This is a genomic window from Nostoc sp. DedQUE05 (assembly GCF_034530955.1).
GTDB lineage: Bacteria > Cyanobacteriota > Cyanobacteriia > Cyanobacteriales > Nostocaceae > Nostoc.
In genome coordinates this window covers 17,009-31,621 of the sequence record NZ_JAVRCB010000027.1, presented here as the reverse complement: position 1 = coordinate 31,621, position 14,613 = coordinate 17,009, and the positions used below count along the sequence as shown (strand labels likewise).

Below are 14,613 nucleotides of genomic sequence, written 5' to 3'. Positions count from 1 at the left end.
CACACAGAGAAGAGTGCAACATTTAATTAATTCGTAGCAAATTCTCTGCGTACCTTTGCGCTTACCTCTGCGCCCCTACCCTGCGGGAAGGCGAAGCGCCTATGCGTTTAAATTTCAACCCTCAATTTGCCACGATTTTACGCAAAGCTTTAAGAGTGTCTGCCTTCACTCATTTCACAGCACCAAAAGTCAGACCCCGGACTAATTGCCGTTGACTCAGCCAACCGAAAATGAGGATGGGTGCGATCGCTAGTGTTGATGCTGCCGAAAGTTTTGCCCAAAATAATCCTTGAGGGCTGGAAAAGGAAGCAATAAAGGCTGTGAGTGGGGCTGCATCTGCCGTTGTTAAGTTCAAGCTCCAAAATGCTTCGTTCCATGACAAAATAATCGAAAGCAAGGCAGTAGATGCAATTCCGGGCACTGCCAATGGCAACAACACATGCACAAGTTCTTGCTGAGTAGTTGCTCCATCCATGCGATCGGCTTCGAGAATTTCTTTAGGAACTTCTTTGAAGAAGCTGTAAATCATCCAGACGACGATTGGTAAATTAATCAGGGTATAAATAATAATCAAACCGATGTGAGTATCCAGCAATCCGGCGTTGCGACACAAAATGTAGATTGGCACTAGCACACCAACGGGTGGCAGCATTTTGGTAGACAGCATCCAGAGTAAAGTGCCCTTGGTGCGTTTGGTTGGGAAAAATGCCATTGCGTAGGCAGCAGGTACAGCAAGCAGCAGCGCGACTATAGTCGAGCCAAGGGAAATCGCTACGCTATTAAATGCATAATTGAAATAATTTGCCCGGTCTTGGATGGCAATATAATTCTCCAATGTCGGGCGGAAAAACAACTGAGGGGGAGTTGATACTGCCGCGACTTCAGTTTTGAAACTGGTGAGAAACATCCAGAAAATTGGAAAAAACAATATGCAGGCAGCAAGCCAGCCGAGTAATGTCCATAGCCAAATCTTCGAGGTTTTACGTGCCATAATGCTAATTCGTAATTTGTAATTCGTAATTCGTAATTAGAAAAGTTAGCTTCGGTAGCCTTATTTGGGAAACTTGGCATTAAGTATCCAAATTACGAGCAACACTACGCATCAAAAAGATTGCCACGATGTTGGCAAGGATTACGGCAATTAATCCACCGGCTGAAGCACCGCCGACATCGAATTCCAGCAAGGCTTTTAAGAAGATGTAATAGGCAAGGTTAGTGGTTGCAAGTCCTGGGCCGCCGCCTGTGGTAACAAAGATTTCGGCAAAGATGGTCAGAAAGAAAATTGTCTCAATCATGGCAACCACAGAAATGGCGCGGCTCAGATGGGGTAGCATGACGAAACGAAATAGAGCGATCGCATTTGCTCCATCCATCCGCGCAGCTTCTAACTGGTCGCGATCGAGTGACTGAATTGCAGTCAACAAAATCAGCAGGGCAAAGGGCAGCCATTCCCAGGACACAATAATAATGATGGCAAGCAAGGGAACGCTGGCAAACCAATCGATCGCCCCTAAACCCAAACCTCTAGTAATTTGAGCAAACAGCCCATTCACTGGATGCATCAGCATATTTTTCCAGATTAGGGCGCTAACTGTGGGCATAACAAAAAATGGTGAGATTGCTAGTACCCGCGCCACTCCACGACCATAAAAGTCTTGGTCAAATAGTACTGCTAGTAATGTACCCAGACCAATTGTGATTGCTAAAACAGAAACAACCAAAACTATTGTTATAGCGATCGATGTCCATAAAGCTGAATCACTCAGGATGAAAGTGAAATTTTCAATCCCGATGAATTTACGTGCATCTGGATTCAGCAAGTTATAACGCTGAAAGGAAAACCATATAGTCATCACCAGAGGCACAATCATCCACAGCAGTAGGAGAACGACTGAAGGCGCAACCAAAGGTAAGGTTGACACTTGCCGCGTAGTCCGTTGCTTGGTGGGAGGTGGCGTTTCGTGTTGAGGTTTTACCGCTAATGAAGAAGACATAATCTAATGGAATTTTAGATTTTAGATTTTGGATTTTAGATTTTGAATGTTTTGTAGTTGAGCATCGGCTCTTTTTACCCATGCCCAATGCCCAATGCCCCATTTCACTCGATATAACCCGTGTGTTTCATGAAGCGTTCAGTTGATTTCTGCGATCGCTGCAAGGCTTGATCTACCGAAGTTCGATTGGTCAACGCCGCCGCCAAAGTTTGTCCGACTGAAGAACCGATCGCCTGAAATTCTGGGATATCAACGTATTGAACTCCCTTATAAGGAGTTGGTTGTGCAGATGGATGGGTAACATCAGCAGATTGAATTGCTGCCAGTACTATTTCAGCAAAGGGTGCAGCTTTTCGATAGTTGGGATTTTCATAAGTGGAAGTCCGAGTCCCTGGTGGTACAGCAATCCAGCCATTTTCCTTAGCAACCAGTTGAATGTATTCCTTTGATGTTGCCCAAGCAACGAATTTTTGCGCGGCTTCGGGTGATTTTGAGGTTTTTGGAACCGCTAACGCCCAAGCCCAAAGCCAATTTGAGCCGTTAGGATATTTTTCAATTGGCGCACGAGCAAAGCCAACTTTGTTATACACTTGGGATTCTTTGGGATTGGATAACAACCCCGCAGCAACGGTTGCATCTACCCACATACCGCATTTACCCGTTGAGAATAATGCCAGATTCTCATTAAATCCATTAGAACTGGCTCCTGGCGGCCCATATTTGTTAAGCAGATCGACATAAAAGGCGATCGCCTCTTTCCAAGCTGGAGTATTGATCGTTGGTTGCCACTTCATATCAAACCACTGTCCACCATAGGTATTAACCAATGTGGAAACAAATGCGACGTTTTCACCCCAACCGGGTTTTCCGCGCAGGCAAACTCCATAAACCCCATGCGCTGGGTCGTGGATTTTGCTTGCCCATTCTCTCATTTGGGGATAAGTTGGCTGTTGAGGAACCGCAATCCCGGCTTTTTCAAACAAGTCTTTGCGGTAGTACAGCATGGAACTTTCCCCATAGAATGGCACGGCATAGAGTTTGCCGTTATTGGAAAGTCCTTCTCGTATGGGTTTGAGCAGGTCATTTACGTCATAGTTTGCGCCTAGATCCAAGGGTCTTAACCAATCCCGCCTAGCCCAGATTGGTGTTTCATAAGAACCAATCGTCATGACATCAAACTGCCCACCCTGGCTTGCAACATCTGTAGTTGTGCGTTGGCGTAACACATTTTCTTCCAGCACAACCCACCGGAGTTGAATATCAGGATTAGCTTCTTCAAATTTGCGAGAAAGCCCTTGCATCACCACCATATCGCCATTATTTACAGTGGCGATCGTTAGTTTAGTTTTCTCTGCGGCTTGGGAGCGTGGTGAGCAAGCATATAGCAGATGCACCAGCATTACTCCAGCGAAAAATGCAGCCAGCACTTTAGCGAAGCGGCGAATACGCATCGCATAACTCCTTTAAAGTAAAAAACCGAACAAAATAAATTTTTGATTTTATGCTCTAATTTTGGGCAAAAGCTCAATAATAGAAATCATACCAATCTGATTTTCATCGTGGGCATTTGCAACAATTCTTCAATAAGAGGTTGAATCTATGACAGCAAAAGCAACTTATCAGTTTGCAGGTAAAACGATCCTAATTACTGGCGGTGCAGGAGATATTGGCAAGGCAACTGCACACCGTTTTGCTGCTAATGGCGCAGGAATAGCCCTGCTAGATTTGAATGAACCGAAGATGACAGATGTCGCTGGGGAACTAAAAGAGTACAACGTTCCAGTCGGCACGTTTCGTTGTGATGTTACATCTAGTGATGATGTTGCTAAAGCCTTTACTGGTGCTGTAAAGCAGCTTGGGCGAATTGACTATGTATTTAATAATGCGGGTTATCAAGGAGTGTTTGCCAAGACTGACGAATATCCTGAAGACGACTTTCAAAAGGTGATTAACATCAACGTTGTCGGCGTTTTCCACATTCTCAAGGCAGCTGCACAGCAACTATGTGATGCAGGTGGAGGTGCAATTGTCAACATGGCGAGTTATGCAGGGGTGGTCGGGCCACCAAATATGTTGGCTTATGCCGCTTCTAAGTTTGCTGTCATTGGAATTACTCAGACGGCAGCAAAAGACTTAGCTCCTTATGGCATTCGGGTGAATGCACTCTCGCCTGCGTTGATTGGCCCTGGTTTTATGTGGACGCGGCAAACCGAATTACAAGCAGCAGTAGGATCGCAGTACTTTGATGCCGATCCCAAAGTAGTTGAGCAACAGATGATTAATTCAGTACCAATGCGGCGTTTAGGAAGCCTGGAAGAGGTGGCAAATGGAGTAGCGTTTTTGATGAGCGAAGAGGCAAGCTACATTACTGGCTTTAACTTGGAGGTTACTGGAGGATAATAGAAATTTAAAAACAATTGAGCAAATATTGTATCTTTGGGCATATACTCTAAAAAATGCAATCATACCTTTGACAGATACATAGTTTTTACAGGTAGTATATGGGACAACCTTTTTTAGAGCAGCGCGATGCCAGCAAAGCTGGCTTGCCTCTTAGGGCGCGCAAATTAGACCTGGCTGCACATGCTGCTTGGCTCTATTACATCGCCGGCAATACGCAAGAAGAAATTGCCGCCAAGCTCAATGTGTCCCGGCAAGCTGCACAACGCTTAGTGGCACTGGCAGTCAGTGAAAAATTGATTAAATTTCGACTCGATCATCCCTTGAGTGAATGCATTGCTCTGGCTGAGTCGTTACGCGATCGCTTTGCTCTATCACTTTGTGAAGTAGTACCAACTGATGCAGGTAGTGGTGATACATTATACGGAATTGGTGTATGTGCTGCCACCCACCTAGAGGCTTACCTGATGGCTAAAACCCCGACCATACTAGCGTTGTCATCAGGTCGCACATTGCGAGCAATGGTGGAGCAGATACCCTCAATGAACCAACCCCAGCATAAAATTGTGTCAATTATTGGCAATATGTCCCACTCTGGGCGTGCAGGTCGTCACGAAGTGGTTATGCATTTATCCGATCGCGTCGGTTCCCAAGCTTACCCAGTGCCGACTCCCGTTGTTGCGACTAGCATTGAAGAACGAGAACTCTTGCAGACTCAGCGATCGTTTCTCGCTGTCAAAACTCTTGCTGAGCAAGCCAAAGCAACGTTTGTCGGAATTAGTCACATTGCCTGGAATGCTCCTTTACATCAAGATGGCTTCATCAATGACGATGAGGTGGCTGAATTGATTGAACTAGGAGCAGTCGGAGAAATTGCAGGTTGGGCTTACAGCGATCGCGGAGTATTGCTGCAACAAGGGACAAACAACCGGGTTGCCAGTGTAGCGCTCGAACAACCCGCTCATCGACTGATTATTGGAGTGGCGGGTGGTGTGAGAAAAGCGGAGGCGATTTTGGCTGCTCTGCATGGCAAGTTAATTACAGGACTAATTACCGATGAAGCTGCTGCCCAAGCGATTCTTTCTAAAATTTAGTAAATATAGCAACAGGCAAGGTGGTTAGGACATCAACAGACGATAAAACTTAGATACAAAAAGGCTTTTCACCCAGTCCCCAGTCCCCAGTCCCTTGCTATACTTGGAATTTGATTAAAGATTTTCACTACTTATCTAAAAAAGGGCATGACTGTTAAGCCTGCCCTTTAGCTTTAGTGTTCTTGTCCCGTTGGTCTGATGAGGATTTCGTTGACATTAACGCGTGGCGGTTGCGTAAGAGCGTAAACGATCGCAGCTGCAATATCCTCGCTTTGCAGAGGTGTAATTGCCTTGCGTCGTTCTTCGATCCGTTGTTTGGCAACGGGATCGGTAATTTGGCTGTCAATTTCTGTATCCACCAATCCAGGTTCGATTATCGTAACGCGGATGTTGTCTTTGTGGACTTCTTGACGCAATGCTTCCGAGAGGGCATTGACACCCCATTTGGTAGCATTGTAAACACCAACGCCCGCCCGCGCTGTCCGGCCAGCCACTGAGGAGATATTGACTATATGCCCTGATTTTTGCGCCTTCAACAAAGGCAAAACGGCATGAGTAGCATATAACAGTCCTAATACGTTGAGGTCAAACGATCGCCGCCAATCTGAGCTATTTCCCGCTTCAATTGTGCCCAGTAAGGCAATCCCGGCATTATTCACAAGGATATCAACCCTTCCCAATTCTGCATTGGCCTTTGCCACCAAGTTATTTACCTGAGTTTCATCAGTCACATCAGTGACAATAGGTAATGCCTTGCCACCATTAGCTTCGATGCGTTCTGCTAATGCTTGAATGCGATCGCCACGCCTAGCAGCGAGTACTACTGTTGCTCCAACTGAAGCCAAAGCGATCGCAGTTGCTTCTCCAATTCCTGCTGAAGCCCCAGTGATAATTGCTACTTTTCCTTCTAATTTACCTGTCATTTATCTAACTCCTTAGTGATTGATAATTGGGCATTGAGCAAAACAGTGCTGAGTGCTGAGTTAAGAGTTAAGAGTTAGGAGTTAAGAGTTAGGAGTTTTATTTATCTCCTTGTCTCCCTTGTCCCCTTGTCTCCCTCATCTCCCTACCCCCCTGCCTCCCACCTCTTACCGATCCTCAAAACGGATGCAACTGCTGCCCCACAGAGTATTATGGCTGCGAAGCGAAAGGTTCCTTGGAACCCTGCAACGATCGCATCAGGAGGGGCGACAGAGACATCTGCACCCGCAGACATACTAGCGATTAAGGCTCCAAATACTGCCCCAATTAGAGAAACTCCTACGGTGTTTCCTGAGGTACGTGACAAAGATAACAGCCCAGAAGCAATCCCTAGCCGTTCTCTTGGCACCGATCCCATAACAGTGCTGTTGTTGGGCGATTGGAATAAACCCAAACCAATGCCGTAAATAAAATAGCGCGATACATAGCCTAGCTCTGTAATTTGAGCATCAAAGGTGCTAATCCCCAGACAGCCGCCAATCATCAACCCCAACCCAATCGAACTGATTAGTCGAGCGCCAAAACGGTCTGAAAGTATTCCAGCCAGTGGAGCAATTAACCCACTCAGTACAGGCGATACGGCTAGTAATAGCCCTACTTTTACCGTCGGATAATGCTTGACGCTCTCTAGAAAGAAAGGGACGATGAGTAGCGAACCGCCAATAACAATGAATGCTAACCAGCCACTTAGCAAACCCATACTCAACTGAAGATTGCGAAACAGCTTTAGCTCTAGTAGTGGCTGCTTTAGAATCGCTTCAACTACCAAAAATGTAATGAAACTTACGGTAGCGATCGCTAATAATATCAATGCATTAGTACTGCTAAAACCCTGGCTTTGCCCTAGTGTCATACCCAGCCCAAAACTACCCAGAGTCAATAAAGCTAATATGGCTCCCAAAAAGTCAAATTTCTGTTTGCCCTCAATGCGTGCAGAAGGTGGCACTACACGAGCTATTAAGAAACTAGCGATAATCCCCAAGGGTACATTGATGAAGAATATACTATGCCAGCCTGACCAGCTTAAGAGCAATCCGCCAGCAGAGGGGCCAAAAGCAATTCCCAGTGAAACGACACTACCAATGATGCCAACAGCCCGACCTCGCTCGGAAGAGGGAAAAACTTCTGTGATAATTGCTAAACCAAGCCCAGAAATGAACACAGCACCTAATCCTTGAAGCGCCCGAAAGCCAATCAACCACTCGATACTAGGTGCAAAACCACACAACAGCGAACTGAAAGTGAACAGAACTAGTCCCCCTTGGTATAGGGACTTCTTACCCCACATATCCCCCAAGCGGGTTGCTCCCAAAACTAAACCAGAACTGACCAACTGGTAACTCAATACAGCCCATTGGGTGGTAGGAAAACTAGTGCCAAAGGCTTGCACTAATGTGGGCAAAGCAACATTAATGATCCCCACATCCAGGGTAGACATGAATACCCCAAGTCCGACACCGAGTAAGACCCAATTTTTTTGAGAGCTTGATAAAGCCAGAGGTTCTGCTTGGAATTGTGCCAACGTTTAGCCTCCACCTTTGACTTTACGGTTGTGAATAGTTTGCATACGTATATTCATTGTAGGGTGCTATCCTCGCTACTAAGTTCAGGAAACTAAGTTTACTTTCCATCCTTGACGTTGGTGATTTTTTTGAGTGCGATCGCAGCAGACACTTGGTCGATCGGAAATGCTCTCGATAGGTTGAAAAATTCAGGTTTATATCAAGTATCTACTTCCCAATCGGCAAGATTGGCTTTTCCACTTGTCATATATTTGGTAAAGTACTTAAGTACTCTTAACTCTGCACTCCTTCGGCTATATTAACGATAGTGTTCAACAAAGTACGGTAATTCGATAGACTTACTGTATTTAGACTAATTAGCAAACTATCATAGACAACTCTCAGAAGCAAGCTCTAAAGAAAATGGAGAAAAGGGAATGGGAAATGTCAATCATTAAAGTCACATCTGCAACTGCAAATAAGTACCTTTTTGTATAAGCAATGACTCAAAAAGCTGCCTTATCTCGATTTGCATTAGGATTTATTGCAGGCTTTGTGTCTGTTTTGCTATTTCATCAAGGTGTATTGGCGCTGCTACATGCAGTAAATTTTACACCTCGCGCCCCTTATTCAACTGCACCAACACAACCATTAGGAATCCCGCAAATTTGGTCAAATGCTTTCTGGGGAGGGATTTGGGGACTGATTTTGGTAGTAATTGCACCTCGTTTTCGACACGCTCAAAACTATTGGTTAGGAGCTTTAGTCTTTGGTGCAATTGCTCCGACGCTAGTGGCTTGGTTTGTAGTTGCACCACTTAAGGGTCAACCCATCGCAGGCGGCTGGAAACTTGTGGGAATAGTCACAGGTTTATTAGTTAATGGTGCTTGGGGTGTGGGAACCGCTGGGTTACTGAGATTATTCTCTAGGAGGCAATTGTTTAACAGCTAGAGTTTTAAGCACTTCTAAGTAGTTGAGTAATATTTAGTATTATTAGTTACTAAAATAACTTCCTGCTTATTTCAGCATCAAGTTGAAAATGTGTATATTATTATTTGAGAATAATCGGTCAAAAAATAGCGATGTATTATTCGCATTAGACCAATTCTGTATAAAGATGTGTAGAAATAACCCCACTACCTGCGGCGCTTCCCGCGAGTTTGGGAAGGTTGGAAGGGGTCTAAATGATGTGCAGCTTCACAGAGAATTGGCTTTACTCAGTAAATCAAAAATCAAAAGAATTTATTACAATGGATAATTTTGGGATTTATACACTGGCTAATGACGTGGTATTTGACCAACTAGTAGCTTTGCTAAACAGCATTGAGGTAAATGTTAGTCCAGATATTCCTATTTGTATTATTCCCTATGATGACCGCTTAAAACGAGTTAAACAGGAGATACATTCTCGACCAAATGTCACCTTGTTTGACAATAAAAGCTCGATCAAAAAATGGGAGGATTTTGCCGTTCAAGTTTGGAACGCTTATCCAAGAAATGGTCGAAAAAATAAACCTTCTATCGAATGGAATAAAAAAAATAATTTAATCCGAAAAATGTGTGCTTTTGATGGTGAGTTTGAAAGATTTGTATTTTATGATGCTGATAGTTTGGCAATGAATAAGTTGGATAAGGTTTTAGAAAAACTAGACCAATACGACTTTGTGTTTGATGACTGGGAACACACAAAACAAACTTCAGTTGCAGCTTTCGACTTGCCGAAGTTAGAACAAAAAATGTCTTTGCCTGAATCTGAAATCAGACGAGAAATCCACTGTTCTAGTTTTTTTGGTTCAAAAAAGGGTATTTTAGGCGCTGAAGAATTAAAAATACTCAAAAAGCGATTGATAGAAGATAAAGAAGTCGAATTGATTAATGAAATCGCTTGGTGGTGTGACGCAGATTTATTTAGTTACATGACTTTTAGAATTGCTCGACCACTATTTAACTTTACACTCAGTCCCAATGGTGAAGATAGAACTGGTAACTGTGCTAATGCAAATCCATTTGTGAATATTGATAATGTTCTTTACAACCAACAGGGATTAAAACCAATTCATCGTCTTCACTATATGGGCTATTCTGCTATTGGATTTGCCCGCTTGTGTAAAGGTGAAGATGTTGATATTCGTTACAAAAATGAATTTTTACACTATCGCTTTCTGAAGCAACCAGAGCAAAAACCGAAGCGATTAAAGCCACCTACCATAGCGGCTAGAAGCAATCGATTTATCAAAAAAGTTTGGAATAAAATTAATCAAACTATTTCCTACACCTAGCTTTTGCCCAGCCTTGCTCATTAAGCGTTTAGTTTAGTGAGCAATGTCCACTCTCATCTTGCAAAAATGCCTAAAGTTAGTGTTTCCATTCCCACGTTTAATCGAGTTAATTTACTGCCTTTCGCAATTGACAGTGTACTCAACCAGTCTGAGCAAGACTTTGAGCTAATTATTTGTGATGACGGTTCTAGCGATCGCACACCCGAATTGATGTCACAATACAGAGACGATCGGATAAAATATATCCGTCATCAGCAAAATATTGGTAAAAGTAATAATATGCGCTCTGGTTTTGATGCTGCCAGTGGTGAATATTTTATTAAATTTGATGATGACGACCGCCTAACACCCGATTTTCTCGCAAGTACATCAGCTATTCTTGCTCAAGACTCTAGCATTGATTTTGTTGGTACAGACCATTGGATAATTGATATTAACAATGTGCGCGATGAGGCAAAAACTCAAGAAAATTCTCATCGTTGGGGTAGAAAGAATTTACCAGCAGGTGTTGTAAACAATTTGTTAGAAGTCGTATTTATTCAGCAAAGTTTTCAAGTTGGGGCGACATTATTTCGCCGTAAAACCTTGCAAGAATTAGGATATATGCAGCCAAATCTGCAAAATTGTGAGGATAATGATTTATTTGTACGTCTGGCTTTGGCTGGAAAAAAGGGCTATTACTTACCAGAATTATTGATGGAATATCGCTCTCATGCAGAACAGCAAGGTATCAATCGAGCCATTCCTTATTTATTTGATAAAATTCAGTATTTAGAAAGTTATAAGTTTGAGTCTGAAAAATTAGAGAAAGTCAGGAAAAATCGTTTAACTGAAACGCAATTATTATTAGGTTTGCGTTTAATTGAAAAGGGTGAAACGCAAAAAGGCAGAGAGCTAGTTTTAGCGGGACAGTCTTTTTCGGCTGCTAAAGCTTGGACTGGTTTAGCTTTATCGTTGTTACCAGTTGGGTTGCGAGGTAAGGCGTTTAATGCATTGCGACAGATGCAGGGTTAGGAAATAGCTCAATGTTTCACGCACAGACACAGAGAAAGACTGGAAATGGTAGGCAATGACTTACTCACAAAATAGGTAAGTATCAAATACTTTAAGTATTGTTTGAGTAATTCCTTTTACCTCCATCAATTCTGTTAGTGATTGAAGTTTGCCTTTACGCTCGCGTAGTCTAACAATTGCTTCCGCTCTCTTGGGGCCTATTTGTGGTATTTTGTATCTTTCTAATTCTTTAGCCGTTTTAATAGTGTTAAGGTTAATCTTGTTCTCTCCTGTAACTAACCTTCCGGGATCAACTTCAGACAACTTGTTTATAATACTTTCAATGTTTTTGACAGATTGAGCTACTTGTTCAAGTTGCTTAGTAAGACTTTCAGTTTCGTTCTGAGCTATTGTCTGCTTACTTTCAGGTTCCTCAATTTTTTTAACGTATGTAGCAGATTGTTCAAATTTTTGAGTAAGAATTTCTACTTTTTGAGTAAGAATTTCTATTTTGTTATAAATATCTGTTTCACGGCTATTATAAGTTTCTATTTTTTTTACGGACACAGCGACTTGCTCAATCTTATGGTTTAGTGTTGCTGCTAATTGCCGAAAAAATTTATCAAGCTGTTCAACTATTGTTTCAGTTGATTCTGTTTGTTCAGCACCAGAGGGTAATATAACAGGAGTGGAATATGAAAATCCTAGCAATTGCTGCATTTCTTCTTTAGCAACAGCAGCTTGCTGATCATTCATATCAAATACCCAAACCCAAAGCTTTTCAATATCAAGTTCTTTAGCAACAAGACACCAATCAGCACCAAAGACAACCTCATACTCTTCTTCTTCGCTATACGCTTCAGTACGACGAACAATTAGAGGAATTAAATTACTACCTTGTTGAGTAAGACTTCTTTCTAATTGTTCACGTTTTTCCAAAGTAATTTCTAGAACTTCGGATTCTGGTATGGCAATTTGAAAAGTGTAAATTTGACCGTGCGAAATTGGCTTAATACGTAAATACTCAACAATGCGATTCTGACGTTCTGAGTTATTCATTTTTTTATTCCTCTTCTTTGGCAACAGAAATAAAGTGTTTAGCTAGTTTCATATAGCAGTTAAAAGCATCCTGTGCTGTTTCTTTATCTTTAGAGCTTAATTCTTTATCAAATTCGGCAAAGCAAATTGGATACCCTTTATTAGGCGTACTTGAAACTATGCTCAGGCTTGGAATCCATGTATCTTGAGGAAATAACTCTACATTTTTACTTTCAGGATTCTTTGATAAAATATCCAAAATTTGCTGAGTCATAGACAAAGCAACCTTAGTTGCTGCTCGATTGTACATACTAACTGCAATACCAATAATCGGCAGTGGTTCATCTCTAAATTGATGGACTCCAATAGCCCTATTAATGACATACTCTAATGCTCGAATGGGATAGGCAGATAAATGAGTAGGAATTAAAACTCCTGAAGATGCCATTAATGAAATATTGTTAACTTTACCAAATGATGGAGGTGGATCGATCAAGACATAATCATATTCATTACGGTATTTCTTCAGCTTTTTTGCCAATATACGATCAATATCTGGTGTCATAGTCAACGTAGCTTCTAGCTCACTCAAACGAATGTGAGATGGAACAATATCTAGTTCAACATCATCCCAATTTTTATGAATAATCGTTTCTTCTAAGCTAGTTCTTGGTTCAGTCAGTAGATGGGTAATATCTTTTTTACCTAGCTTTTCAATGTCATCTAAAGGATCTATTCCTAATCCCATTGTCAGATTAGCTTGAGCGTCAATATCAATCAGCAGCACTCGTTTACCTAGCTTGTTGAGAGCAGCAGCAAGGTTGATAGTTGTTGTAGTTTTACCTACCCCTCCTTTGTTATTAAATACAGTAATAATCATTGATTTACGTTCCTCCTTAGTTTCTGAAACTAAAATTTTTTCTTCACTTGTTTGCTGTGTTGAAATGGGAGAAGTCTTACCTTTGTTGAATAAACCCAACATATCTTCTTGTTGCACCTCTTTTGAGATTAAATTTAAAAACTGTAAGCGAATATTTTGTTGGTTTTTATACAAAGTAGAAGTAAAGTTTAAATAAGTTTTTTTGGATAAAATTTTGTAAAATGACCGATATTTATGAATAAGTGTGGCTTGGGAATACTCTACAATAGTTGTAATTTTTTTATCATAGTTATAAAGTATACGAAAATCATAGCCGTTGGTTAACAGACCGATAACAGACCCAGTGTGACGCATGTAATTATTAATTTGCCAAACGCTGTGGGCAATGTTTTTACTGGGTGCTTTAACTTCAATAATTAAATAGGCTGGTTTTATTAAAGCGGAATCTGGTTGACCCACTAGGAAATCAAGCTTAGATTGTAGAATTACAACTTGAGATTGCCAATCGGCATTGCTATAACCAAGTATGTGCAAGAGGGGAACTACTATCTTTTGCTCTACATCAGATTCGTTACTATTTGGAACGATCGCTTGAAAAATGTTTTGCAGTATCGAGCCATAGTCAGCAATCATACTAGCACCGAGAGGCATCCAACTTTACAATTGTATCCGCTAATTTCTCCCTTGTAAAAATTTTTGCCTCTATTGCTCGTAAAATCCAAGAATGGCTAGAATCAAAGTGTTTACCTATTTGCGCTAAAGGTTTTGGCTACTGTATCTTGTCCCCACTGCCATCAACTTGTTGATAGTCAAGCTATTAGTTGTCCCTATTGCCGGACTACACTCAAAGCTTACGGTCATCCCGGTATTCCATTGCACCGCGCCGCTGGGGATGGGTATCTGTGCGACACCTGCACCTATCACGCTGATGATACTTGCAATTTTCCTAAACGTCCCTACGCCAAAGACTGTACCCTCTACCAAAATATTGAAGAGACAAAGTTAGAGTTGGAACAGCAGCGTTACACTAACAGTTTTGCAGCAACTGTGAAAAGTTGGGTAAAACGCAATCAGGCTTTGCTGTTACTTTTGGGTTTATTATTGGTCTGTTTGTTGTTCGTGATATTAAGGTCTTGATTTGGATTTTCTAAAGAGTTGAGAATATAACGCTTCTGTGTTGAGTCTAATACAGAACTAAAGAGGGGAGCATCTCACTTTTGCAAAAGTAAGATGATCCCCTTTTATACGACGTGCCTTTAACAGTTGACCATCATCGGCACCAAATACAATGTCACTATTGTTTTGGGCCGCTAATCAGAAATCATCAGTCGTATGCCAAGGCATACTTTGATGCTCTTGGATAATAAAGTAGCGTTTTTCAGCAGCAATACCAAATAAGAACTTGAGTGTACAACAATTCCGGTCTGCCAGCCAAACATTGTCTTCTTCAAT

13 protein-coding genes are annotated in these 14,613 nt (G+C 41.9%); 6 read left to right on the top strand and 7 right to left on the bottom strand.

Translation table 11 applies throughout. The annotated features are described in order from the left end of the window. Positions 1–169: 169 nt before the first annotated feature. From RMZ42_RS20095 to RMZ42_RS20085, 3 genes are all read right to left on the bottom strand, one after another. The gene (locus RMZ42_RS20095) at positions 170–991 is read right to left on the bottom strand and encodes a carbohydrate ABC transporter permease (RefSeq protein ID WP_322645705.1); all 822 of its coding nucleotides are present in this window, start codon (positions 989–991) and stop codon (positions 170–172) included. A 79-nt stretch (positions 992–1,070) separates the two neighbouring features. Then, on the bottom strand, positions 1,071–1,994 hold the full coding sequence (locus tag RMZ42_RS20090) for a sugar ABC transporter permease (protein WP_322673057.1): 924 nt from the start codon (positions 1,992–1,994) through the stop codon (positions 1,071–1,073). Between the two features lie 104 nt (positions 1,995–2,098). Further along, entirely contained in the window at positions 2,099–3,445 is a 1,347-nt protein-coding gene (locus RMZ42_RS20085) for a sugar ABC transporter substrate-binding protein (protein ID WP_322673056.1), read from the bottom strand. A gap of 148 nt (positions 3,446–3,593) precedes the next feature. On the opposite strand from RMZ42_RS20085, the gene RMZ42_RS20080 reads away from it, so the two are divergent. After that, a complete protein-coding gene (locus RMZ42_RS20080; RefSeq protein ID WP_322673055.1) occupies positions 3,594–4,394 on the top strand; it encodes an SDR family oxidoreductase in 801 nt (266 codons plus the stop codon). A 101-nt stretch (positions 4,395–4,495) separates the two neighbouring features. After that, a complete protein-coding gene (locus RMZ42_RS20075; protein ID WP_322673054.1) occupies positions 4,496–5,488 on the top strand; it encodes a sugar-binding transcriptional regulator in 993 nt (330 codons plus the stop codon). A gap of 173 nt (positions 5,489–5,661) precedes the next feature. On the opposite strand, the gene RMZ42_RS20070 is transcribed toward RMZ42_RS20075, so the two are convergent. Both RMZ42_RS20070 and RMZ42_RS20065 read right to left on the bottom strand, forming a co-directional pair. Next, complete coding sequence (locus RMZ42_RS20070; protein WP_322673053.1) at positions 5,662–6,411, bottom strand: SDR family NAD(P)-dependent oxidoreductase; 750 nt, start codon at positions 6,409–6,411, stop codon at positions 5,662–5,664. A 143-nt stretch (positions 6,412–6,554) separates the two neighbouring features. Beyond that, positions 6,555–7,991 carry a DHA2 family efflux MFS transporter permease subunit gene (locus RMZ42_RS20065; protein WP_322673052.1) on the bottom strand — a complete coding sequence of 479 codons (1,437 nt, stop codon included), beginning with the start codon at positions 7,989–7,991 and terminating at the stop codon, positions 6,555–6,557. Between the two features lie 481 nt (positions 7,992–8,472). Here RMZ42_RS20065 and RMZ42_RS20060 point away from each other — a divergent pair, with 481 nt between their 5' ends. From RMZ42_RS20060 to RMZ42_RS20050, 3 genes are all read left to right on the top strand, one after another. After that, on the top strand, positions 8,473–8,922 hold the full coding sequence (locus RMZ42_RS20060) for a hypothetical protein (RefSeq protein WP_322673051.1): 450 nt from the start codon (positions 8,473–8,475) through the stop codon (positions 8,920–8,922). A 299-nt stretch (positions 8,923–9,221) separates the two neighbouring features. Then, on the top strand, positions 9,222–10,250 hold the full coding sequence (locus RMZ42_RS20055; RefSeq protein ID WP_322673050.1) for an Npun_R2821/Npun_R2822 family protein: 1,029 nt from the start codon (positions 9,222–9,224) through the stop codon (positions 10,248–10,250). 66 nt (positions 10,251–10,316) lie between these two features. Next, positions 10,317–11,264, top strand: a complete 948-nt coding sequence (locus tag RMZ42_RS20050; protein WP_322673049.1) for a glycosyltransferase family 2 protein — start codon at positions 10,317–10,319, stop codon at positions 11,262–11,264. A 60-nt stretch (positions 11,265–11,324) separates the two neighbouring features. On the opposite strand, the gene RMZ42_RS20045 is transcribed toward RMZ42_RS20050, so the two are convergent. Beyond that, positions 11,325–12,302: a helix-hairpin-helix domain-containing protein gene (locus tag RMZ42_RS20045; RefSeq protein ID WP_322673048.1), complete on the bottom strand. Its 978-nt coding sequence runs from the start codon at positions 12,300–12,302 to the stop codon at positions 11,325–11,327. Positions 12,303–12,306: 4 nt separating this feature from the next. Further along, on the bottom strand, positions 12,307–13,794 hold the full coding sequence (locus RMZ42_RS20040; RefSeq protein WP_322673047.1) for an AAA family ATPase: 1,488 nt from the start codon (positions 13,792–13,794) through the stop codon (positions 12,307–12,309). Positions 13,795–13,926: 132 nt separating this feature from the next. Between RMZ42_RS20040 and RMZ42_RS20035 the strand changes: the two genes are divergently transcribed. After that, the gene (locus RMZ42_RS20035; RefSeq protein WP_322673046.1) at positions 13,927–14,298 is read left to right on the top strand and encodes a zinc ribbon domain-containing protein; all 372 of its coding nucleotides are present in this window, start codon (positions 13,927–13,929) and stop codon (positions 14,296–14,298) included. Positions 14,299–14,613 lie beyond the last annotated feature (315 nt).